The sequence below is a fragment of the Paludibacter sp. 221 genome (genome assembly GCF_010501035.1).
Classification (GTDB): domain Bacteria; phylum Bacteroidota; class Bacteroidia; order Bacteroidales; family Paludibacteraceae; genus QVMH01.
The window spans coordinates 26488-51189 of record NZ_QVMH01000015.1 but is presented as its reverse complement, the minus strand read 5'-3'; the positions used below and the strand labels follow the sequence as shown (position 1 = coordinate 51189).

Here is a 24702-nt window from a genome sequence, read left to right as displayed (position 1 = left end):
TAGCTGATAACTTGTAGCTAACTAAATCATTCCTCATTTTTGCTCGAAGAATGTGAGGACAAAAATAAAGGCAATGCCGTTAAGGTGCAAATATTTAACCGTAAAAACTTTGTTTGGGATTTTTTTATGATTTATCACTGCTTTCATTATTCAATTTCTTCAAGTATCTTTGTGTTTGAATGTTATAGTAATACAAATAAGGTGTGAAATCCCTTTCGGAATATATTCAGCTAATTAAGAAAAAAGGGCTCCGGTATTCGTTCGTCGAATTTTGGAGAAAGACACAACGCCTGCGCTGGATTAGTGACAGGAGGATACTCTTGTTGCAAAACGAATATCAGGCATACCGTTATTTGCAGAAGTACAAGTATGTATTATCTACTGCAAAACAGTATTCTGAAAAAAAAACGGAAAATCCTTACCCCGAAAAAATATGGATATGCTGGTTGCAGGGGATAGAGGATGCTCCTGTTTTGGTAAAACGGTGCATCGAGTCCATAACAAGACACTCGGCAGGCAGGGAGGTGGTATTGCTTACTTACGAGAATCTGAGTACGTATATTTCGTTGCCCGGATATATTGAGGAAAAGCACCGGAAAGGCTCTATTCCGCAAGCGCATTATTCGGATATAATCCGAATATCGCTGTTGGCAGAGTATGGGGGTACGTGGATTGACACTACGGTATTTCTGACGGAAGAATTGCCCGCTTATATAACTGAGGCATCGCTGTTTTGTTTCAAATCGTCATTGATGGCCGGAAATACCATTAAGGCTTCGAATTGGTGTATGTCGGCCAAGCCCGGCAATAAGATTGTATGTGATATGCGGAATTTGCTTTATGAATACTGGAGGCGCGAACGTTTCTTGGTTCATTATTTTATATTCCATCTGTTGTTTTCTATTGCGATTGATTTTGATGAGGAAAACAAAAAGGCTTGGGAAGACATGCCATATTATAACAATGAAAATCCTCATATCTTGTGGTTCGAGTTTTTTCGCGAATTTGACGAGCAACGCTTTAAGGAAATTTGCAAATACTCGCCGGTGCATAAGTTGACGTATAAAAACTTGGCAAGCAAAGATACAGGTAAAAACAATACATATTATAACAGGTTGATAAAAGGCGAATTGGCCTGAAAGGCTTTAACTTTATTATTGAAGAAAAACAATGTTCAGCATTATTATTTGTACGTACAACAGGGCTAAATATATTTACCGGGCTTTAGAGGGTCTGGCTGTGAACGATTTTCCTGTAGAGGAGTATGAAATAATACTGGTTAATAATAACAGTAGCGATAATACGGAGGAGGAGTGCCTGCGTTTTCAGCAAGATTACCCGAATGTGGATTTCTTGTATTTTATCGAGATGAAACAAGGCTTGTCGCACGCAAGAAACAGAGGGATACAGGAATCTACCTACGGTATTTTGGTTTTTTTGGATGACGATGCTTTTGTGTCGGCCGATTATTTGCCTAATCTGAAGAAAAACGTTCTTTCTGTTCCCGATGGGATGGCTTTCGGGGGAAAGATAGTGCCTTTGTTCGAGTCGGGTAAAACTCCGGTATGGCTATCGCGGTGGTCTATGACTTTTGTTTCGGCACAAGACAGGGGACGCAAAACAAAGCGCTTCACGGGGCGTGCATTTCCCATAGGAGCCAATATGGGTTTCAGAAAGCAATGTATTACCCAAGTAGGGTTGTTTAATACCGAACTGGGGCGAAGCCTGAAAAACCTGGCGGGTGGCGAAGAAAAAGACCTTTTTGCACGCTTTAAAGAAGAAGGCTTGGAGATATACTATTTCCCCGATGTAGAGGTACAACACGTAATTCCCGAAAACCGTACCACTTACAGTTACGTGAAAAAGCTGGGCAAAGGCGTAGGATACAGCGAATATGTCCGCTGCAAGAAAGAAGGAAGAAGAAAACTTGCTTTAAAATACTTCACCGAGATTTTGAAATGGGGAGTTTCCGTCCTTTTATGGTTTTATTACGCCGTGCAGTTTAAGTCTCCCAAAGGATATGTATTATTACTATTCCGCTGGAATGTTACAAAAGGTTTATTAAACCGCAATCTTGAATAGCTAAGTAGTTACGAGTTACGAGTTACAAGTTACAAGTGAAAAGAAGAAATACAATGTAGCCATACAATGGCGAGATTGTACATATTCGGATATCGTATGCAAGCGAAAAACGAGCATAGCTTACTGTAAACAAACACAGACACATAAAATAATTATATACACATACGAATGAAAGTATTTTTGAAAAAATCAGTTCCCCACCTTATTGCGTTGTTAATCTTTGTAGTATTAACTGTTGTTTATTTTGCTCCTTCGGTGTTCCAGAACAAGACTATACAGCAGGGAGACGTGGTAAAATACATCGGGATGTCCGAAGAAGTACGCAATTATGCAAAGACCGAGGAAAGTAAAGATTTCCCGGTTATAGGGTGGACAGGCAGCATGTTTTCGGGGATGCCAACTTATACCATAAGTACACAGAAAGGCCCTCGAAACTTTCTCAGTTATCTCGAAGCTCCCATCAAGGCTATTGATGAAGGAGGGACAAGCATGGTGCTGATGGGGTTGATTTGTTTTTATATACTCATGTGTGTAATGGGTGCTAATTTTTGGCTTGCGCTGGCAGGTTCCATTGCATTTGCTTTTGCCTCGTACAATATCATAATCATAGAGGCAGGCCATATCAACAAAGCCTATGTTATAGCCTATATGCCGCTTACGATAGCCGGTATGCTGTTGGTTTTCCGCAAAAAATGGCTTGTCGGGAGCATGCTTACAATTTTAGGGGTGGCGCTTTCGTTCAAGGGGAACCACATACAGGTGACTTATTATCTGGCGATATTGTGTGTCGTGTTGTTTTTGGGTTACATGTTTAGCGAGTTCAGAAAAAAAGACTTTGTAGCTCCTGCAAAGGTGGCCGGGATATTCGCAGCATGTATTGTCATTGCTGTGTTGCCAAGTTTGGGTACGTTGTATTCCAACTATGAACTTAGCAAGGAGAGTATACGCGGAGCCAGCGAGCTGACTGCCGAAACTACAGGTAGCACAGATAAGGCCTCGTCGGGCTTGGATATTGATTATGCGTTTGCATGGAGCTATGGTAAGGCCGAAACTATGACTCTGCTTATTCCTAACTTTTACGGGGGTGTTACAGGCGGCGAGTTGAGCGTCGATTCGGAACTGGGCAAAGCTATGAAAGCTCACCGTATACAGACAGGTAAGAAAATACAGACTGCAACTTATTGGGGCGACCAGCCTTTTACTTCGGGGCCTGTATATTTCGGGGCTCTTGTATGCTTTCTGTTTCTGCTGGGGATGTTTGTTATCAAAAATCCTATTAAATGGTGGATTCTGGGAGGGACTTTGTTTTTTGTATTCCTATCGTGGGGGCGTAATTTTATGTTCTTCAATGAGTTCCTGTTTCATTACCTGCCTATGTACAGTAAATTCCGTACAGTATCCATGTCGCTGGTTATTCCGGGGCTCACGTTCCCTATAATTGGTATTTGGGGTTTGATGCTTATCTTGTCGCAAAAGGTGGATAAGAAAAAGCTGTTGAAATCTTTTTACTGGTCGTTGGGGATAACGGGTGGGCTTTGCCTTGTGTTTTGGATTATGCCGGGCGTTTTCCTCGATTTTACTTCGGCCAACGATATGCAGTATCAATTTCCCGATTGGTATTACAATGCCTTGCTTAAAGACAGGGAGAGCCTTCTGAAAAAAGACGCGTTCCGTTCGCTTATGTTTATACTGCTTGGGGCTGCGCTAATTTTCTGGTTTATAAAGAGTAAAAATGCCGCCAAGGTATCAAAATATGCTGCAATAGGTATTACGTTGTTGATTTTTGTTGATTTATGGACTGTAGACAAGCGTTATGTCAATTATGATAAATTTATGCCCGAAAAGTCGGTTAGTTCGTTTAAGAAAACTAATGCCGACAAATTCATACTACAGGATACAGATGCTTCGTACAGGGTGTTGAACCTGAATAACACGTTTCAGGAAAGCTATACGGCATATTATCACAAATCCATTGGAGGGTATAACGCGGCTAAATTGCGCCGTTACCAGGAGTTGATAGATTACAGGATAACGGGCGAAATGCGGTCGATAAAAAGTGCTTTCCAGAATGTGAAAACGTATGAGGATTTGGAAAACATGGATGTTTTTAGTAAAACTCCTACGCTGAATATGCTGAATACACGCTATGTTATTTTTGATACCGAACAGCCCCCGATAATGAATCCGCAGGCTTATGGCAATGCGTGGTTTGTAGAAAACTATAGCTGGGTGGAGAATGCAGATGAGGAACTTGCTGCTTTGTACAGCATCAACCCGCTTGAAACAGCAGTTATCGACCAAAAATTTGCTGATAAGCTGAATAGTTTTAAGTTTGAGAAAGACGAGGATGCTGAAATCGAATTGTTGACTTACGAGCCTGTACGCCTGAGATACAGAAGCAGCGCAGGTAGCGACCAATTGGCTGTATTTTCGGAAGTGTATTATCCGCATGGTTGGGAAGCTACTATCGATGGAAAGCCGGCAGAACATTTCAGGGTAGACTGGACTTTGCGGGGAATGATAGTGCCTGCGGGCGAGCACGAAATAGAGTTTAATTTTCTTCCTAAAGCATATATTGCGGCAGCACGCATTGGTTCGGTAAGCTCGGTGCTGATTATCTTATTATTGGTTTTTGCTTTGGGCTGGACAGTTAAAACAGGGTTTAAAGAAGAAAAGAAATAATTAACAGAACATATCTGTTTCCTTTCTTCCTATCGGGCGAAAGATTTTTCGCCCCTACGAGCATTTCTTATATCCTTCCCCTCGTTTACAACGAGGGGTTTTGTTCTTCGTTTTTTAACGAAGTATTGAAGCAACGTTACAAACGCCAAACCATTTTGCCATATTTGGCGCAAGTCTGCGACTTGTGCATATATTTTGCAGTTTAAAACTGCATGTGTTTTCGGCACAAGTTACGCTACGCTAAACTTGTGCCAATAATTGAAAGATATTCATATTTAAAAAAAACGACACCACTTTAATGCTTTAAAAGTGGTGTCGTTTTTTTTATTAGTATGAAGTCTTTTTATTTATAATAGTTGACTGTATTATCTGTTATGCGGGAAAAATCTTTTGGAGGTTTCGAATACCCCTTAGCCGCAATATTTGCTTTAGTAGTTGCTATCATTGCTTCTGTAACAGTGAAATTTCTAACTCCATAATCATCTATTGTTATATTAACAGGCGTAAGAAAGCCCCAAGCTTCGAAAAATTCAGTCAAATCCAGATTTGCCGACTTACAAGCAAATTCTACAAACTGCATCTGATATGCACCATGGTTAGTAGCATAGCTAAAATCAGGAGTAGTTCTTACCATCTCATAAAGATCTTTATAAAACTCTGTTTTTCCCAATATATCAATCAGATACAACTTTAATTGCCAGAAAGGAACTAACTTACAGAAGGGGTCTTTATGCTCGTTGTGAGGTATCTTAGCATCTATTATTTCCACAAAGGCTTTTTGGTAGCGATTTGAGTTGGGGTTTCCGTTTACGGTCATTTTTTCTTCTTGCAAGCGGCACTTACCTGTCCATTTTGTTTGAATATATGCCGAGTGTAGGTTGTTAGTTACTTCGGCCATGCCATGCCATGCCAGTCCCGGACGGGTTTGGTGCGTATGTCCCAACTCGTGTGCAGGTCCCCATACGTATTCAGCATAGTTGTAACCGGTTCCGGTCAGTTTGTTTACATCCAAAATGCTGCTTTGAGTATTTGCATTGTATCCGGTATGATTACCACCCGAATACATATATGCATTACCATATACCACCTGAAAGTGGGCACGGTTTTTATATCGTTTTTTGTATTTTACCAGCCCCATAAATTCTTGCTCATCATACACCAACTGGTCATATAGATTTATCAAAGCCAAACCATCAGAAACAATCTTGCGATATGCGCTTGTCTCGAACGTCATTGTTGCATAATTTCCTTTTATATCGAAATGCTTGAATGTTGCAGCACTCAAAATTTTGCTCCAATCTTCTTTTGTATGCTTTTGATTATCAAAATAGCCATTTATAGTTCCTGTATTTATATTCACTTTTATTGCGCTTTCTTCTCCTGTTTCTGTATAGTATATTACATACATCAGTCCTGCGAAGGGAGCTTTGAAGCGATTGAATCCCGTACCCAATGGGTAAGATGTGCCGGATATTTTATCGTCAGGGTTCTGAATGAATATTGTCGGATTTTGCCCGTGGGTGTCTCCTACGAAGATAATAACATCTTCGCCTTCGGTTGCGTATATTCCCGTAGGGTTGTCTCGCAGCCCATAGGTGCTTGTCTTGTTACTTTTGGACATGATGTCAGGATGTTGATATGCAGAATACTCCTGTACTCTGAATTCGGACTTGTATACTCCGGATTTGATATCCTGAGCCAACTGCTTAATATATGAGTTGGAGATTTTCTTAATGTCCGAATCGGTTATACCCGGTTTCAACTTGCTACAGCTACCATCAGTGAAAATATCAAACATTTCTTTTGCACTATCGCTCATTTTATAAAACTCCATTTCGGCACAACTGGCATAGCCGGTGCCATTGTCACCCACTCCCGACAATACTTTTATTTCTATTTTTACAGGATTTTTTAATGTACTTCCGAAACTGATTCTTGAAGGGTTTGCTGAGCCTTTTAGGTCGAAATTTCCGAGCTTAGTTCTCTGCCCTCCACTTACGGTGTAATACACTTCCACCTCTTTGAAATATCCGTTTGAGCCGTTCTGACGAGGATAGTACACCAGATAATCCAACTCGCTTGTGTTTTTAAACTCGTATGTCAGGGTTACCGGAAACCTTGTATTGGAGTGACTGGAATGATATATGGTGGAGAAATCTCCGTCGAGGGTTTTGTCAATTCCATATCCGCTTTGCGAACTGGACGCAGTTCCTTTTGTAGGTGCTATTTTTATGTCAGATAGTAAGTTGATGTGGTCTGATTCCGGTGTTGTGTACGAAAGAATAAGCTTTTCTTGGGCAGCAAGCATAAAGCTCGTAAGAAAGCAAGCGATTACCGGTATTAAATGCAGTTTATTTCTCATGATATATTTTGTGTGATAATAAAAGAACTCTTTTAATTATTTATTTTACTAAAATGGATAATGTTTTTCCCTGAATAGTGACAAGGTATACCCCCGCAGCAAGTTGTTGGTCTGCATTAACCCTTATTCCATACATGTTTGTGACAACGTAATCATCCGTTCCGTCAACAATAATCTTGCGGTCGACGGTGTAAACATCGATGGTGTCGAACGGGTTTTTTGATACAATATCCAGTCCGGTGTCATCATCCTTTCCCGGATTCAGTTCTTCTTTGAAAATCCATGAAAAAGATGTGTTCAGCATATCGTCGGGGATGGTTTCGGCTGGCGATTCTGTCGAGGATACATTCAGGTATCCGATAGTGTTATAATTATTGTAGCCGGAAATAGAAAATTGGTTCAGTCCCAGATAACTCACTTGCCAACCGTTTGTAGCATCAACGCTTGAAACAGATTGTGCGCAATAATAACCGTTAAAATCGTACTCGGTCTGGATAATCTGTTTCGTAGCACGGTTTACGAAATACACCTTTTCGTCGGTTGCATTTATTGGCTTAATCAGTTTCCATTGCTGGTGTTTATTGTTTTCAGTCTGGTCTTGAAGTTCAAATTTTATTTTTTCAGAACTGCCGGCTTCTATGTCAGTAATACATTTGTTGTATTGAGGGTTTCCACTGAAAATGTAATACCAGTAGTTGGTGCTTTCGCTTATTTTCGGAGGTATGTCGTTGTACGATAGAAATTGAAAATATGAATTATTACTACTTCCCCAATATTCACCTTCCATCATGATTACAAAATCTCTTTTTCCACCGTTGTTGGCCTGATGGAGATAAAAATCGCCTGTACTTGCTTTGATTTGGAAATAATCGTTGTAAGGTATGAATTCCCAGCTTGTAGGAGAGTTTTGTTTTAAAGTTGCGATCTTGATGTTTTCTTCAATCTCGGTTGCTGTCCGAATATCCAGCATGTTTGCAGCAGCCTTATTTATGATGTTGTAATTATTTCCGCTTTTTTCGAAACGCCATAAATAATTATCTCTGTCCGAGTTGGTTACGATATCCGATAAATGTCTTCCATAAACATCATTCCCGATTTTGCACAAAGCCCGTCCTGCACGTTCACCCTCGCCCTTTACTTGGATGTAATACCATGTGGGGTCGGTGGCTGTACTTGTTTCAGGTAACTGTGCGGCTATTTTTAAGCTGAAAATAATAGACAGGCAAATAAGAAATAAAGTGCTGTTTTTCATAAGTATCTGGTTTTCGGAGCTTAGTGCTCAATTATAAGAACTTAATTTGTTATAAATTAGGATACAAAACGTTGCTGTTTTGTTTAATCGCCAGCTCTTTTATTAACAAAAAAGAAACCGTCCCGAAAGTAAGAACTTGTGTCCGGAATACAAGACCTTTTTAAGAGGTTGTTTTTTTAAGCTCTGTGGTGTAAACGTATTGCGGTTTGATGAAATTAACCATTTTTTGCCTCGTTATTTTTCAGTAAGATTAAATTCTTTCCTATCTTTGGGCAGAAGCGTATTTAAGAGGTTGTTTAAATTTTCCCTGAAAAATCACCAAAATTTAAACAACCTCTAAAATATACCAAAGATTTTTTGAACCACTTAAATATATACTTTATGAACATATTAGACCAACTTAAGAATTATACGACAGTAGTGGCCGATACGGGCGATTTCGAGTCGATGATGAAGTACAGGCCTGTGGATGCTACCACAAATCCGTCGCTTATTTTTGCTGCGGCAAAAGAGCCGAAGTATAAAGAACTGGTAGAAGATGCCATTCGATACGCTAAAAAATTGTCTGACAATAAAAAGGTGCAACTGGAAAAGGCATTGGATAAACTGGCAGTCAATTTCGGGTTGAAAATTCTGGAAATTGTACCCGGCAGGGTGTCGACTGAAGTTGACGCGCGTTTGTCTTTTGACACAGAAGGAACGGTAAAGAAAGCACGTGAGCTGATTGCGTTGTACGAAGATGCCGGTATTTCGAGAGAGCGGGTTTTGATAAAAATAGCTTCGACTTGGGAGGGTATCCGTGCTGCCGAAACATTGGAAAAAGAAGGAATACATTGCAACCTTACCTTGTTGTTTTCGTTAGTTCAGGCAGTGTGCTGTGCCGATGCAGGGATAACGCTTATTTCGCCGTTTGTAGGCCGTATTCTCGATTGGTATAAGAAAGAGAAAGGATTGCCGGATGTTCAGCCCTCAGACGACCCCGGGGTGAAATCGGTTACCGAGATTTATAATTATTATAAAAAATACGGTTACAAAACGCAGGTGATGGGAGCAAGTTTTCGTAATATAGGGGAGATAACCGAATTGGCAGGGTGCGATTTGCTTACTATTTCGCCCTCGTTGCTGAAAGAACTTGAAGCCAAAGAGGGAAGCCTTGATAAAAAACTGGATGCGGCTAAAGCGGCTGATATGGCAATAGAACGGATTGAAACGGACGAAAAAACATTCCGTTGGCTGATGAACGAAGATGCCATGGCTACCGAGAAGCTGGCCGAAGGTATAAGAAAATTTACCGAAGACCTGATAAAGCTGGAAAAAATGATACTGGAGCTTTTGTAAGCCTCTGTTTTGTATCATAAAAGAAACAAAAATCTGAAACTATATTTAGCGCAAGTCTGTGACTTGTGGCTATATATGTTTTTGCAGTTTAAAACTGCATGTGTTTTCGGCGCAAGTTTAGCGTAGCGTAACTTGCGCCAGTAGAAGTATTTGCATTGAAAAAAGAATTATGGAATACGTTTTTGAAAAGAAGTTTGAGTCCGTTAATTTTACGCTGAAACCGCTTGCTGAAACCGAGTATGAAAATTGCTCGTTCGTACGTTGCGATTTTAGCAATTCAGATATTTCGAGGGTGCGTTTTCTGGCATGTGAATTTATCGAGTGCAACCTTAGTTTGGCTAAACTCGCGGAGACTTCGTTTCAGGACGTTAAGTTCAACAACTGTAAAATGCTGGGCTTGCATTTTGACGATTGCGATGAGTTTTGTTTTGCCGTGCGGTTCGAGAACTGTATATTGAATCACTGTGTGTTTTTCAAACTGAAGCTGAAAAAGACAATTTTCAGGAATTGTAGCTTGCACGAAGCCGATTTTGTGGAGAGCGATTTGGAAAGCGCGGTTTTTGATAATTGTGATTTAATGGGGGCGATGTTTGATAATACGATGTTGGAAAAAGCAGACTTGCGTACTTCTTTCAACTTTTCTATTGACCCTACGAAGAATAAAGTAAAAAAAGCCCTGTTCTCGCTACAGGGAGCTACAGGGCTTTTAAGCATTTTTGATGTAAGAATAGAAATGTAAGTTTTATTTAGCTTTGAACAGCCAGCGTGTACCAAACAATATGGTATGTTCGTTTTGGCTGGGTGTTGTATTAAATACGCCTTGAAAATCGGTTGAGTTATACCCGTACATCAGATGGAAGCGGAGGTCTTTTACCCAAGGATGGGTGAAAGGATAATACTCTACAACACCTTGTATGCCGAAACTCTCGTACGCATTGCTTCCGAAACCCTTGTCGTGACGCTGATTCCACACCCCTTTGATAAACGGACGCCATTTCCCAAAATTGTATTTCAGATTTACCGATACCGACTGGTCGCATACAAGGCGGTTGCCTAAGATGTTTTCCATAACAACAGAACTATAATCCATATTACGCTCGCCCCAATAATAGTCCAGCTCGGTAGTAAAATCTCCTATGTTCAGTTGCGTTCCGAGTGTCACCCAGTTGTAAAAAGTGTCGCTGTTGTGCTGCAAAGCTGCATAGCCCCAGCGGGTTTTGAGCAGGTTGTCGAACAGGTTTCCTTCCCACATAGCTACTGCCGCCAATGCCCTGTTAGCGTAATCAGGATGTGCAAATTGGGTAGCGTCAGAGTTCACCACCTGAAAGTGTATAGTTTGCCCTGCAAATTTCAATGCTGCGTCGACCCCTGTTTTGTAAGCATCCAAATCGTTGAAAGCCATACTGCCAAGGTAAATGTCGGCAGGGTTGTAATCGTATTCAAACGTACCGAATTGTACCGACTGTTTCCCTGCGGTGATAGTCCAATGCTCACCCAAATCAAAAGCCAGCCATGCTTGGTCAGTAGCGCCTGAATATCCTTCGCGTAGGGGAGTCTGAGGCTTGTTCAGGCGGTGGCGGATACGATAGCGCACTCCGGGAATAATCTCTCCGACAAACCATATCTTGATTGTTTGCCCATGAAACCCAAGATTGTTCAAGTCTCCGTTTACAATTCCGGCTTGCGCGTCTATTCTTGTGTCAACCATTATGTTGAGCATATTATCGTCCCACAGTAGCTTTTCGATGAGATTTCCGCTTTCCTTGTGCTGCGAAAAAACGCTTGTTGCCATAAACAAGCCGATAACGATAAAGTATATTTTTTTCATAATTACAGTGTTTTTGTTGTTACCCCCTTCCCCTTAGGGAGAGAGAGTTATTAAGTCCTGTTCTTGTTTAATGTTTAAAAATATCCCGTAGGGATTAAAGTTTGATAATAATATGGTTCCTCCTATTGCTAACGTGCCGTAGGTACGCAACTTTATTCGTAATTGTCGCGTACCTACGGCACGCCGGCTATTTTATGAATATTTTTTACCAAACTTACACACCTAACGGCGTGCATGTATTTGAGATATTAATGCCTCTCCGACAAACGGTTTAAAGCCGCTGTGCGAATCCAAAGGCGTATAGCGGCTTTAAAGTCCGCTTTACGCCTAAAAAATTTGTTAGAGAATTAGTATTCGGCAAACATGCGTTGAATTTCTTTATAATCGGTGGTTTTGGTCAGAGCCAGCATCAGCAGTACGCGTGAGCGATACGGATTATTATACCATGAGGCCGAAAAACCAAGTTTATCATCATTCACCTCGTCCCATTGTGCGGTAGGTCCGGTCATAATACGGGATGAACGTACTACAGCTATTTTTCCTTCCTTCACATATTTGGCAAGGCTGTTTTGCATTACGGTGGTCATATTGCCGTTTCCTACTCCGGCTGTAACAATTCCCTTTGCGCCTGCCTTTACGGCTGCATCTACAAACAGGCTTGTAGCATTGGAATAACTTAAGATAATTTCTACACGGGGCAGTTTGTTGACTTTGGTAATATCAAATTCCGATTTGATAGTATGGCGTTTCAGCGGTTCGCGGGTGTAAATAGGCTTTCCACCGTACACTATGCCTAACGGACCATAATTAGGATTTTCGAACGTACCTACGCTCAATGTATTTGTTTTGGTAAGGTCGTCGGCTCCCAAAATTTTATCGTCCATTACTACCATTACTCCCTTACCTTTCGATTCGGGTGCAACAGCACAGGCCACCGCATTGTATATGTTTCGTGGGCCATCGGCACTGATGGCTGTAGAGGGGCGCATAGAGCCTACTAAAACGACAGGCTTATCGCTTTTTACCACTAAATTGAGAAAATAAGCGGTTTCTTCCTGCGTGTCAGTTCCGTGTGTGATAACAATTCCGGTCACATCATTTTGGCGTAAAAGTTCGTTTACACGTTTTCCGAGTTTCAGCCATACTTCGTCGTTCATATCCTGACTGCCGATGTTTACCACCTGTTCGCCCTTTACGTTGGCAAGGTCGTTTATTTCGGGCACTGCCTCCAATAATGCGTTAACGGTAATTGCTCCGGCCTTGTATTCGGAGTCGGCATCGTTCGAGCCTGTTCCTGTTCCTGCTATTGTACCTCCAGTTGCTAAGATATAAATCGTGGGCTTTGTTTGTGCCATAGCTGCAACGCTTAGAGCAAATACAAACAGAATGAGATTAAATGTTTTTTTCATAATTTTATTTTTTCTAAAAAAGTTAATAGTTCAGTTATTTTAAATGTTTTAGTTGACGAGTGTTTTAGGGAAAAGGTGAAAGGTGAAAGGAGAAAGGAAAAAGTACTTTTTATCTTTCACCTCTTATTCCTTACTCTGCTGACACGGACTTGTAGTCCGTGTTTTGCTCGTAAGAGCAAACTTTTGAATAACTGCTTTTCAAGCAGGACACGGACTACAAGTCCGCGCCAGCAGAGCTTAACGTCCGCTTTACGCCTTGCTTCTTCAATTTTTATATATCTCCCAACAGTTACTTAGGAAAAAGCACTTTTCCCTTTCAACTTTCAACTTTTTCCTGAAATCTGTGACTATTTGTTTTTCCATGCGCTCACGTATTCCTGCATGGTTTCGTGTAGCTCTTTACCGATAATGCAATAGTCTTCTTCTTCCAGATTAGCCAATGATACCCGCACCGACCATTCGGGGCCGGCAAAGCCTCCTCCGTTCAGCAATACGATGGATGATTTCTCAGCCAGACGGAAAACTATATCTACAGGCTCAAAGTTCTTGTTGAGAAACTCTACAAAGTCTTTTCCATAGTTTTTCAATGCCCACTCCTGAATGTCGATTGTGCAGTAATATGCTGCTCTTTCGGGGTCGGGCGATGTAGGAAATTGCATTCCGTCCATAAGCAGATTGTATCGTTTGTGTATCAGGTCGATACTTGCTTTTTTATACTTGTTTTCCTTATCAAGCACAGCAAACGCTGCAAATAGCATCATTTGTGTTTGCTGGGGCAGCGATAAACCTGCCGTATGGTTGAGTGCCACCTGACGGCTATCGGCCACCAAGCGGTCGATAAATTTCAGTTTTTCGGGATAAAGTGTCAGGCTTTCGTAAAGTTTAGCCAAGCGTTGCTTCTCTTTTTCGGGGATAGCGCTCAGCATCTTATCGTATATATTATCCTCATACAGAGAGATAACCCCAAGACGCCATCCGGTTGCCCCGAAGTATTTTGAGAAAGAATACACACACAATGTATTTTGTGGCAGTTCATTCATCAGCGAGTCGAATCCTTCAACAAAAGTTCCGTACACATCGTCCGTGAGAATCATCAGGTTGGGATTCAGGTTTTTCACTACTTTCACAAGATACTTCCGGCTTTCGTCTGCTATCTCTACCGATGTAGGGTTGCTTGGGTTGATAATGAAAAACGCTTTTATTGATTTGTCGCCCAATTTATCCAGTTCTTCGTTTGGGTACTGAAAGTTTGAGTTTCCATTCTCGTCTTTGGCTGAACCTTTAACATAGGTCACTTTAAACTGATACCTGTCCAGTTCCGGAATTTCAAGATAAGGAGTGAATGCAGGTACTCCCAGAGCTATTCTGTCGCCTTTCTTAAGCAGGCAGTTTTCTACCAGCGAATCGAAAATATAGCACATAGCGGCCGTGCCACCCTCTACTGCAAACAGGTCATATTTCCCACTCCGTTTAGGATTGTTGCCGCACATTTCCTGAATAAGATAGTCGTGTACAATTACTTCGGCGTGTTTTAGCATACGTACAGGCACAGGATATTGGTCGCCAATGATTCCTTCGGCCAGTTCCAATGCCCATTCGTCGGGAACGAAGCCATGTTTTTTTATTCCATATTGGTAAACTTCTTTCAATAAAGCGATTCCCGGAAGTTGATTATTCTTATGCAGAAAATCCTCGAAACGTTTTCCTATACCTTTTTTCCGGGGTATACCTGCCATCCCTACCGGATTATCCATCGCGCGGCGGCACTCTTCTATACCGAATTGCCCAAGTGTGAAGAATGCTTCACGGGGTGTTGTTGCTGTCCAGTTCGGATTTCCGCGTCCTGCATTGAGCATGGTGCGGGTTGATTTTTTCTGTGAGTCGGATGCTAAACTTATTAAATTGTCTTTCAATTCGAACGGGCTTAGCTGCTCTAATTCCTGCTCACGCTTACGTGAGGTTTTCAGTTTTGATATGTCCATAGTTGGTATAGTTTACATCATTGATAATTAAACATTAAAAATTATTTTCAGCTCATCAGTAGCACGATGACTACTCCCCATATAATAAGCAGGGTATTTCCTACTGCATACGTTGTGGTGTAAGATAATGCAGGCACTTTACTTTTCAGCGAGTCCTGTATGGCTCCTAATGCTGCGGTAGTAGTGCGTGCTCCGGCACAAGCCCCCAATGTAATGGCAGGGTGAAATTTGAAAACGTATTTCCCTAACAAAAGCCCGATAAGCATGGGTACTATACTAACGAATATACCTGCAATGAAAAGGCTTACTCCGGAGGCTTTCAGTCCCGCTATAAAATCGGGGCCGGCACTGATGCCCACTACAGCTATAAACACGTTCAGTCCTAAGTTGTTCATAAGCCAGATGGCAGGTTCGGGTACCGCCCCGAAAGTGGGTCGGCGTGACCGCAGCCATCCGAAAATGATTCCCATAATAAGAACTCCGCCACTTGCGCTGAGGCTTAACGGTACATTTCCGGCACGCACGGTAAGGGAGCCTAAAATTCCCCCGATGAATATGCCTAAGCCAACGTATAAGAGGTCGGTGATGTTAGTAGGACGTTCGGCATAACCAATATATTTTACAAAACGGTCTACATCCGATTTTCTGCCTTCTACTTCAAGTACGTCACCGCGTTGGAATCGTATATTTTTAAGTAGTGGAATATTGGCTTTTCCCCTGTGCATTTTGCGGAGTACTACTCCGTGTCGTTCTTTATGTTTTTTGAAAGAATAAAGGGTTTTTCCGATTATTTTTTTGTTGGTAACGATTACCCGTAACGATTCTACCCTGAAATCGAGTAACTCGGTGTCTGCCACTTCTTCGCCAATGAAATTTTCATCTATTAAAAGTGTCTCAATAGGGCCGTTAAGGACGATGTGGTCGCCTTTATTTATTATAATGTCAAGGGTGGGCTCCTGAATAATATCTCCATTCAGGGGTCGGATACGCTCAATATATACAGGCCAATCCTTGTTTACAAGCATTTTTTCAACATCTCCTATTGTTCTTGGTTCATCAAAATAATCGCTTGTAACTTTTATTGCCCTGAAAGTTGTTCCGTCGTAAGCATCTTCCATGCTGGCGTCGTTATCATTGAGTGCCCCGCCTAAAGTGGCTTCATAGTCTTTGGTGTCCTGAACTATATTTTTGCTTAATATCTTAGGTCCTATGCTGGCAAGAAACCATGCCGTACCTGCTGTGCCGAAAATATAGGTAACGGCATAGGCTACAGGAATCTGGTTGATGTATTGTTGTTTCTGCGCTGTATCTATCGACAGTTGGTTGATGGTATCGGTAGCTACTCCGATAACGGCCGAAATAGTGTTCGCCCCGGCAAGCAGTCCGGCAGCGTTGCCAATATCAAAGCCTGCTATGAGTGCAGCAACCCAAGCCACTGCCAAACATGCTACACACACAATAGCTGCAAATGCTATCTGCGGCAACCCTTCTTTTTTCAGCCCTTGTACAAACTGTGGCCCAACGCTGTAACCTACTGCGAAAAGAAATATGAGAAAAAAAGTTGATTTTACAGTGGGTGAGATTACTATGTTCAACTGCCCGACGAGAACTCCCATCAACAATACACCAGTGACAGGCCCAAGGCTGAATCCTTTGATTTTAATACGCCCGATGGCAAACCCTGTGGCGAGGGTGAGGAAAATGGCCAGTTCAGGGGCGTTTTGTAGGGTTTTGATTATCCATTCCATAAGTAAGAATTTGTTAAAATGATTTTATACCATTAATAACAAATGGAACAGAAATTTGTTTTAAAAAAACGGATGAGCTTAAAATGTTGGAAAGAGTAAAACCGGATTTAACCTTTGTCTACTGTTCTGAAAGGACTAAAATTATTGGATGTGTTTTAAAAAGTATGCTGACTTGAAAATTCAGATTTTTATATGGAACAGTCCGATGTGTCGGACACCGCAGGCTGCGCTTTGCTTGCATACTTTTTAAAATACATCCAAATTATTTATGAGTTAATAGAATATGATAATTTAATGTCTTATTTACGGTATATGGATGTTGAACGGAATGTACGGTTATTACATTTGTTTTTTTATCCATCATTCTTTTGGAGAGTATTACTACCTTTTCGTTTTGATTACACAAAAGAGGATTGCCATCACTATAAGGATTTTTATGCCATTCCCTACCGGTGTATTCATTGTTCCTATTCCTCCATCCGTTAGATTCGGTATCATATCATCTACTACCGGGTCACTTTCTGTTCCTATTCCATTTCCTGTGATGCCTGGTGTAGCCTCTGTAGTTCCATTATTTTGTATTATTATGTTCTTACTATTCCCGGTTAAGTTCAGGCTTCCTCTGTTCAGTGAAACTGTTGCCAGTGAACTTGTAGAAATTGTATTTCCTTGCGCATTAGCTCTTGAATTGGTGGTAGGCTTCCGGTTTCGCATATCGTGCTCACTAAAAGAGCAATAAGCTATCTGTTGGTTAGGATTAACTATAGGATTGTATTTTCTATTATCTGCAGAGTATGATGGGGACTTCTCCTTTTTGTCGTTTATCCTGTCCCAGTCAGTCTCATGCGTTTGTGCAGGATAATTATCCGTATTCCTTCTTTGATACACAGGTAGCTCCTGCGGAGCATTAAAAGACTCTCCGCCCACGGCAATATGGTTTTGTTTCTTGTTTTGATATACTTGTTTTTCTTTTCCCCATGTTGTATTGGGCGTATTATCATAGCTGCCGTGTATGGAGTAATGTTCGATATCACCGGAAAAAGATACGGGAGCATAATTATCCTTCACTACATACGTAGCCAGAACAGATGCAACTAGCAGGGATAAGAATATAAAAAGTATTTTAAAAAAACTTCTGTTGAACATGAAATATCTATTTTCTTTTAAAATAACAAATAATAATTTAATTGCAGCTGATAGTTTTTGTAACTTATAGCTGATTTCTTGTAGCTACTTAGTTTGTCCTTATCAGCTTGATGTTCTTACTGCCATTTTCTGTTACCACCTTGATAATAACAAAATCTACGTTTTGCAGGGCAGCGTTGTTTATGCTGAGCATCAGGTTTTCTACCTGTTGGTTACTATAAAGCAGCTTTCCATTCACATCATACAGTTGCACACTGTTTATCAAATCTGAGTTCAGGGATATGATGTAAATCTCACTATCCTTAAAGTATGCCTTGATACTTACATCGGAATCAGTGTTATTACCTTGCCCTGATTCATAACGGACGAAGAAACGTCCTTCTTCCTTAGCGCCTGCCTTATTGCTGAAGGAATACGTAAAGTGTTCCTGTCCGCTTATGTTTATGGTATTGCCTTGTTCGCTGTCGATGAAGTATATAGCTTTATCACCGTCATAACGGTTCATTCCGGTAATGCTGAATTCCATATTTTCTTCACCACCACCCTTTATACATACAGGCACTGTAATGTCTGTGCTTGAGAGATGATTTATCTCTACTGCCCAGTTGTCTACGCTCGTATAAACCTCTGGTACTCCTGCACTTGGGCTGAATAGTTTGTAAATATCTTCTTCAGGGTTATAAGCATCGGTTGCATCCGGCCTTTGATGGGCAATGACCGCTTGGGAAGAAGCTTTACCGTTGGATATTTTTACACGCAACAAGTTAGTGTTATTGTCATTGCTGTTGTTGCTGCCTGCTATCCTTAGCTTGTTCGAGCCATCGGCAACTGCTGTCATTGTTGCTACATTGAAGGTCAACGACTGCTCTCCTGTGGCTGCTTTTGTGGTTACAACAAAAGATTGCATGGGAGGAATGTAGCGGGTTACATCTCCGGTTGGTATTTCGCTCTGGTTGTCTGTGCCAAAACTGTAGGTAATGAAGCCGGAGTTTTCCTCATCCTCATCCTCATCCTCATCCCATACTTTGTAATAAGAGTAAATTTTATCGCTGTTCTGATTGTAGAATTCCTGGAAATCGACAGACGACATGTAAGGGTTACCTATCAGTAAGCTCCTGCTTTCATTTTCATTATTGTATGCAACAGTTGTTGTAGCCGGGAAGTTTCGGTTATTATCTTCCACCACAAAACGGTAAGCCGACTGGTCGAAAGCATATACATCCGATTTGTCTGTAACCTGCATATAGGTATCTGTATTCTCCGGACTGTCATAAATGTAATAGTATCTCAGGTTGCTGCCTTCACTTGCTTGAGTACGGCGTGCACGTATCATATCGTCGTCCTCGTAATAGGGGAACTCCAGGATACCGTTTGTTTCTTTTATTCCGTAGTTACGGTTTGCAGTGAAATGGTTGTCAGTTCCATTTCCGGCTTCTCTGTACATGTCCTTATCCTCGGCTTTGTTTATCCAGAGTATGAAGCCTTCGCCTGCTGTCAGGTTTTCGTTGAATCCACGGTAGTATCCCGTCCATCGTCCCGTCATCAGGGTACCTGCTTCGGGGCTTTGTATGTCCCACTTACGCATGAAGGTAAGAGGATAGCCTCCGAATGCAAATCCGCCGGATGTCATTTGTTTTAAAGGTGCTGAAAGCATGTGCCATTGCTGGCGTGCAAGCAAGCCGGAATTGGCTGCGGCAAACTTCCGTCGGTTTTCGGCAGTTACGTCCGATAGAAAATCTGTTTCACTCATACTTTCTTGTCCGCCGGTTCCGACATTGAGTACAACGTATGCTTTTTCGTACGTCAGTAGGTCAGGACGGGCAACTTCTGCTCCCTGCATGAAGTAGATGGCATGGCAAACATTGTCTGCTTTATTGCCTGACAGGATAGGGTACTTGGGAGTACTTTCCATATTTCCGGGTATATATACATCTGTTGCTCCATCGGGCGTACTGTTCGGACTCCAGTTTTCCGGCTTGTTCCAGTCATTATCCACAGTTCCTTTCCAAACCATATTCTTGACATTGGATAGTGTTATGGTTTCTATATGGTACTTGTCGTTGGTTGAGAAGCTTACGCGGTATTCTCCCGCATTATTTGCAGGAATGTATGGATTTATTGTGTAAGTATTTCCGGTAACTCCTTCTATCTCTTTAAACCCATCATCTGCCGTCAGGGCTCGTTGTTTTGCAATTCCCTGCACTGTTCCTTCTTTACGAAATTCCCATTTGTATAGTGCTTCGGCATGATATTCCACACTGAGAGTAACGGACTCGCCTTCGTAACCGGGAACTACCTGGCTGGATTCTGTCAATGGTAAAACGGTCAGTTTAAAGATGGTAGCGTAAGCATTGGTAGCTGTTTGATAACTTACTTTGTAAAAGCCTTGATTAGAAAAGTCAAGAGATTCAATAGTATAAGTGTTGGCATCTCTTGTATACTCTAATTGCGTATAATCTCCATCTTCGGTCTCACTAAATTCCCACCTATACTTTGTTCCGCTAAGTAATTCAACAGACATTGTTACTGACTCTTTTTCTGCTTTTATTATACTTTGATAAGAGAGGGGTGAGACATTTAGGGTAATATAAGTAATATAAGCACTAGAAGTATTGTAGTAGGATACTTTGTATATTCCGGCATACTCGGTAGTAAGAGATTCGATGGTATACCTGGATGTATTTCCGGCATCTGGTATTGGGCTAAATTCATCTTCCATCGTTTCGGCATACTCCCATGTATAGAATGTATCATTATAACTTTTTACAAATAAAGTAACAGAGCTTTTTTCTACCCCGGGAGTGGTTTTGTTATAAACTTCTCCGACTCTCAGATGGATAGTTGTGACAAAAGCGGCTGTTTCTGTTTGGTAAGAAACCCGGTAGTACCCGTCGTGAGTACTGCTGTTTAAACTATTCAGGGTATATGTGTTGACAGTATTTTCTAATGGTGCATAAGTTCCATCTTCTGTTTTGCTATATTCCCATTTATAAGTAATATTTTCATAAGCCGTTACCGATAAGGTTATCGAACCATTCATAGGGCCTACTACCTCTTGCGAAGAAGTAGTTGTCTCAAATACTTTTAAGTTTATATTCTCAATATGGTACTTGTTTCCATATGCATACGATACTCTGTATGTTCCGCTGTTGCTCACAGTTGCATTGTTGATGGTATGAGTATTGGCTTCTAATCCTTCTTTTAGCTCTGTAAAATTACCTGCCGTGGCAGCATATTCCCATTTGTAACTTACACCTGCATATAAGGGGACACTTAGAGTAATATCATCACCTACCGCCTTGCTTATGTCCTGGCTGGATTCTTCCAAGGTGTAGGCTTCAAGGTTTATCTTTACAATGTAAGTATCTGTACTGGTCCGGTAGGATACCTTGTAGATACCAACCAAACTTTCGGTTAAGTTATCGATGGTGAATGAACTGGAACCGGCATTAGGTATAGGCTCAAATTCATCACTTGCTGTTTTAGCATGTTCCCATTGGTAAGTAATGCCATCATGATGCTCTACACTTAATGTAATGGGTTGTCCAAAGGCGCCTTGTACCGTAGTTTCGGATTCATTCAAAGGCAACACATACAAGCTAATCATAACAACAAAGGCTTCATCTTCGTATTCATAGGTAACACGGTAGATACCGCTGTCACTTGGCAATAAGGCAGAGATAGAATACTCATTCTGGGTATTGCTAACTGCCGTGTAGACTCCATCCGGCGTTGCTGCATATTCCCATTTGTAGGTGAGAGTAGTATTGTCTGATGCAACCAGTGTAACGGATTCTTTTTGTATTTCAGTGATACTTTTTGTGGATACGGTTGAGGGAGTTATACCCAGGTTGATGGTTACAATATAAAAATCGGTGCCGGTAGCATAAGACACTCTGTATACGCCGGCATTGCCGGCTGCCAAAGTATTAATCTGATGCGAATAGGCATCCAATTCATTTTTTATCTCCTCGAAAGTACCTTCTGCTGTTTCGGCATACTCCCATAGGTAAGTTGCTCCTGTAGATGGCGTAACACTTAAAACGATTGAACTGTTTTCTATTCCGGTTATGTTTTGAATTTCGGGTTCCTGTAGTGGTAACGGAGTGAGCCTTATTCTTACAACATAAGCTGTAGTCCCGGTTCGAAAAGAAACTTTATAAATCCCTGCGTTTTCGGCTGCCGGTTCATTTATAGTATAGCTGTTACTTGTTTCCGAAAGGGTTAAGGCTGGTTCATCTGGTGCGATGTATTCCCATTTGTAACTAATACCTTCATGCTCATCCACACTTAGGGTAAGAGGTTTTCCGATGGGTGCTTTTACTTCTTCTTCTGTTTCGATAAGTGGAAGGACAGTCAGTTCAAAGGTGGTTGAGTAGGCTGTACCCTGGTGTATGTAAGTCACCCTATAAAGACCACTATCGGTCACTTTCAGATTTGTTAGTGATAAGGATGAAGTAGATTCTTCTGCTATTTTCACAAAACTGTTTCCACCATCATTACTGTATTCCCAGGTATATTCTGCTTCCTGGGGTGCGTTGTTAATGGTAAGCGTGATATCATCTCCTTGTATTTTTAATACAGTTTGGCTGGAGGACGATAAGGGCAACACATCCAGATTGAACGTGACAACCTGCTCTTCGGTATCAGTAAGGTATGATACCCTGTAGAATCCTTTGTCCGAGAGGCTTAAGGGGTCGAGGGTATGAGTGTTAGCTCTGATACGGCTTTTGAGTAAAGAGTAAGTGTCGGTTTCGGTAGCACGGTATTCCCAGGTGTAAACTGATTTATCGAGCAAGGGAACGGAAAGCGTAACAGAGCGGCTTTCTATACCCGTTTGGAGTTCGGAACTCTCTTGTATTGGCAATACCGTAAGGTTAATAATAGCCTGGTGATAAATACCGTCAGCTGTTTGGTACGACACTTTGTAGATGCCGGTATTTGTAGTCGACGGGATAAACGTATAAGTGCTCAGATTACCTGCGTCTTGTATCAGTTCAAACTCATCTTGCTCATTCTCTGCGTAGTACCATGTATAAGTTATATTATCATATTCTATAGTGCTTAGGGTTATCGAATTTCCTACCACTACAGTTTCATGTTGTTCCGGCTCATTTATTAACATGCTAACTTCTTCAATCTTAATATCTTTGAAGAATACATTTTCATTAAGCGGAAGTTCTTTTATACTGAACTGTATTCTGGCAGTATTATCCGTATCATTTTTCATTTGAAATATGAATGAATAATTTTTTTCTTCTGTAGTAATTGGGAAGTTTGCTGAACCATGAACTTTCCATGGGGTGTCACTGTTTCCCATATTTGCGCCTAAGGTAAATTCAGCACTTGAATATGCGTTAAAGGATACTTTGTATCGTTTATCTTTTTCTATTACAAAAGATTTTTTTAGCAATTGAGCATACCAACCAGTTGTTTCACCCACTCTTGAAATAGTGGCTTTGAAATAACTATTTTCATTTGTTATAGAGATAAGTCCGTTATTTGAGGCATATTGAGTCCATCCATCCTCTCCATTCTGAAAATTACTTTTGTACACCGTAGATATTACATTATTGGCATCTACCGCATCAGGTATGGAGTTGTATAGCAATGCATCTACCAATGGTTTGTGATATTGTTGTGTCTTGACATCATATATTCCGAATCGTTCGGCGCAAAATTCCCAATACGCCCAACTGATGTTTTCCTGTTCGAGAGTTCGGGCTACAAAGGTTGTCCAGCGGGCACGGCTTGCCATATCGGCATTGAAGTTAGCCCCGAATTCTCCCATGTGGGCCGGTATGTTATTATTATTTTGAGAGAATTGTTTGATTGTATTAAATGAAGTCAGAAGTTCATTTCTTTCTCCCTCTACTCCCTGCCATTCTACACCTGCACCTGGTTTTTGCCCGGTAAAGCTGTAGGGGGTGTAGCAATGGATTGTTACAATTAGGTTATCGTCGTTTTGGGGAAGGACTAAGTATTGCAACCCACTAACGCCTCCTACCTTTGCGGGCGCAATCATTACAATTCGGGTAGGATTTGTTTTCCGAATAGCAGCTAAGCCCAAGGGATAAATTTCATTCCATTTTTCCGGGGTCATTAGGGGTTGTGGATCATTACTTTCGGCGTCTTTAGTATCTCTGGGCTCGTTCAGTATTTCAAAAAGGAGGCTATCCGGATAATCTTTGAAAAAATCGGCAATCTGTTCCCAGTGAGCTACAAAACGGTCTTTCTGGCCATCGGGGTCGGCCATTAATTGAGCGTGGTGGTGTAAGTTTATCATTATGTACATCCCATGCTCCAACGCGCTATCAACAACTGTTTTTACCGAGTCTAAAAAAAGCGGATTTATGGTATAAGGATATTCCTGCATCGAACGGAAATCCTGTTCCCAGCGAATAGGCATCCGTACATGGTCGAATCCTAAGTTAGCAATCATCCCGATGTATTCCGGTTTGAAAGGGTTCTGCCAAGCCGTAAGAGTAGGGGCATCAAACATGTTCCCTAAGTTGATTCCCCGTCCGAGCTTTTGGTTGATAGCAGAGGCTGAAGTATAGTCGGCTGGTGTGTTATCCCTGTTTTCTAAAATTATTTGGTTTGTTCCGGCATTTTGTGTTGCAAAGATGGCCGGGATTCCCAGTATATTTAACGATAGAATAGAAAATAGCAGGCGTATTAAAAAACTCTTTCTCACAATAAATATATTTAAGTCATTATAAAAACTATAATTCATCTCTATTCAAATTAGGTGCCACTATTTCTTTGTTTAATGCATTGGTTTTTGTGGCGGATATAATTATTTTGTTTGTATCTATTTTAGATGACAAAATCAACCTGCTAATTATAACAGGTTGATTCTTCTGATTCAAT

13 protein-coding genes are annotated in these 24702 nt (G+C 41.2%); 5 read left to right on the top strand and 8 right to left on the bottom strand.

Going from position 1 to position 24702, the window contains the following annotated elements; translation table 11 throughout:
- The first annotated feature begins 203 nt into the window (after positions 1 to 203).
- The 3 genes from D0T49_RS05330 to D0T49_RS05320 all read left to right on the top strand — a co-directional run bounded on the left by D0T49_RS05330 (position 204) and on the right by D0T49_RS05320 (position 4764).
- Positions 204 to 1139 (top strand): capsular polysaccharide synthesis protein, encoded by a 936-nt coding sequence (locus D0T49_RS05330; protein WP_163629556.1) that lies wholly within the window; start codon positions 204 to 206, stop codon positions 1137 to 1139.
- A gap of 31 nt (positions 1140 to 1170) precedes the next feature.
- Entirely contained in the window at positions 1171 to 2082 is a 912-nt protein-coding gene (locus tag D0T49_RS05325) for a glycosyltransferase (RefSeq protein ID WP_163629555.1), read from the top strand.
- A gap of 168 nt (positions 2083 to 2250) precedes the next feature.
- On the top strand, positions 2251 to 4764 hold the full coding sequence (locus tag D0T49_RS05320) for a hypothetical protein (protein WP_163629554.1): 2514 nt from the start codon (positions 2251 to 2253) through the stop codon (positions 4762 to 4764).
- A gap of 343 nt (positions 4765 to 5107) precedes the next feature.
- On the opposite strand, the gene D0T49_RS05315 is transcribed toward D0T49_RS05320, so the two are convergent.
- Positions 5108 to 7126, bottom strand: coding sequence for a M60 family metallopeptidase (locus tag D0T49_RS05315; RefSeq protein ID WP_163629553.1), 2019 nt, complete (start codon positions 7124 to 7126; stop codon positions 5108 to 5110).
- A 40-nt stretch (positions 7127 to 7166) separates the two neighbouring features.
- On the bottom strand, positions 7167 to 8378 hold the full coding sequence (locus tag D0T49_RS05310) for a hypothetical protein (protein ID WP_163629552.1): 1212 nt from the start codon (positions 8376 to 8378) through the stop codon (positions 7167 to 7169).
- A gap of 381 nt (positions 8379 to 8759) precedes the next feature.
- Between D0T49_RS05310 and tal the strand changes: the two genes are divergently transcribed.
- Both tal and D0T49_RS05300 read left to right on the top strand, forming a co-directional pair.
- The gene (gene tal / locus D0T49_RS05305; protein WP_163629551.1) at positions 8760 to 9716 is read left to right on the top strand and encodes a transaldolase; all 957 of its coding nucleotides are present in this window, start codon (positions 8760 to 8762) and stop codon (positions 9714 to 9716) included.
- Positions 9717 to 9885: 169 nt separating this feature from the next.
- Positions 9886 to 10455 carry a pentapeptide repeat-containing protein gene (locus D0T49_RS05300; RefSeq protein ID WP_163629550.1) on the top strand — a complete coding sequence of 190 codons (570 nt, stop codon included), beginning with the start codon at positions 9886 to 9888 and terminating at the stop codon, positions 10453 to 10455.
- Between the two features lie 3 nt (positions 10456 to 10458).
- Here the strand turns inward: D0T49_RS05300 and D0T49_RS05295 are convergent, their stop codons facing one another.
- The 6 genes from D0T49_RS05295 to D0T49_RS05270 form a co-directional block, all read right to left on the bottom strand.
- Complete coding sequence (locus D0T49_RS05295; protein WP_163629549.1) at positions 10459 to 11544, bottom strand: porin; 1086 nt, start codon at positions 11542 to 11544, stop codon at positions 10459 to 10461.
- Positions 11545 to 11891: 347 nt separating this feature from the next.
- Positions 11892 to 12953: a type II asparaginase gene (locus D0T49_RS05290; protein ID WP_163629548.1), complete on the bottom strand. Its 1062-nt coding sequence runs from the start codon at positions 12951 to 12953 to the stop codon at positions 11892 to 11894.
- Positions 12954 to 13300: 347 nt separating this feature from the next.
- Positions 13301 to 14935: an aspartate 4-decarboxylase gene (aspD, locus tag D0T49_RS05285; protein WP_163629547.1), complete on the bottom strand. Its 1635-nt coding sequence runs from the start codon at positions 14933 to 14935 to the stop codon at positions 13301 to 13303.
- Between the two features lie 47 nt (positions 14936 to 14982).
- Positions 14983 to 16683 (bottom strand): aspartate-alanine antiporter, encoded by a 1701-nt coding sequence (gene aspT, locus D0T49_RS05280; RefSeq protein ID WP_163629546.1) that lies wholly within the window; start codon positions 16681 to 16683, stop codon positions 14983 to 14985.
- Between the two features lie 381 nt (positions 16684 to 17064).
- Positions 17065 to 17829 carry a hypothetical protein gene (locus D0T49_RS05275; RefSeq protein WP_163629545.1) on the bottom strand — a complete coding sequence of 255 codons (765 nt, stop codon included), beginning with the start codon at positions 17827 to 17829 and terminating at the stop codon, positions 17065 to 17067.
- An 88-nt stretch (positions 17830 to 17917) separates the two neighbouring features.
- Positions 17918 to 24526: a cellulase family glycosylhydrolase gene (locus D0T49_RS05270; RefSeq protein ID WP_163629544.1), complete on the bottom strand. Its 6609-nt coding sequence runs from the start codon at positions 24524 to 24526 to the stop codon at positions 17918 to 17920.
- Between the last annotated feature and the right edge of the window lie 176 nt (positions 24527 to 24702).

Coding starts and splice junctions, on each gene's coding strand:
- D0T49_RS05295 (WP_163629549.1), bottom strand. CDS start 11,544: ATGAAAAAAATATACTTTATCGTTATCGGCTTGTTTATGGCAACAAGC.
- D0T49_RS05320 (WP_163629554.1), top strand. CDS start 2,251: ATGAAAGTATTTTTGAAAAAATCAGTTCCCCACCTTATTGCGTTGTTA.
- aspD (WP_163629547.1), bottom strand. CDS start 14,935: ATGGACATATCAAAACTGAAAACCTCACGTAAGCGTGAGCAGGAATTA.
- D0T49_RS05290 (WP_163629548.1), bottom strand. CDS start 12,953: ATGAAAAAAACATTTAATCTCATTCTGTTTGTATTTGCTCTAAGCGTT.
- D0T49_RS05310 (WP_163629552.1), bottom strand. CDS start 8,378: ATGAAAAACAGCACTTTATTTCTTATTTGCCTGTCTATTATTTTCAGC.
- tal (WP_163629551.1), top strand. CDS start 8,760: ATGAACATATTAGACCAACTTAAGAATTATACGACAGTAGTGGCCGAT.
- D0T49_RS05325 (WP_163629555.1), top strand. CDS start 1,171: ATGTTCAGCATTATTATTTGTACGTACAACAGGGCTAAATATATTTAC.
- D0T49_RS05300 (WP_163629550.1), top strand. CDS start 9,886: ATGGAATACGTTTTTGAAAAGAAGTTTGAGTCCGTTAATTTTACGCTG.
- aspT (WP_163629546.1), bottom strand. CDS start 16,683: ATGGAATGGATAATCAAAACCCTACAAAACGCCCCTGAACTGGCCATT.
- D0T49_RS05315 (WP_163629553.1), bottom strand. CDS start 7,126: ATGAGAAATAAACTGCATTTAATACCGGTAATCGCTTGCTTTCTTACG.
- D0T49_RS05275 (WP_163629545.1), bottom strand. CDS start 17,829: ATGTTCAACAGAAGTTTTTTTAAAATACTTTTTATATTCTTATCCCTG.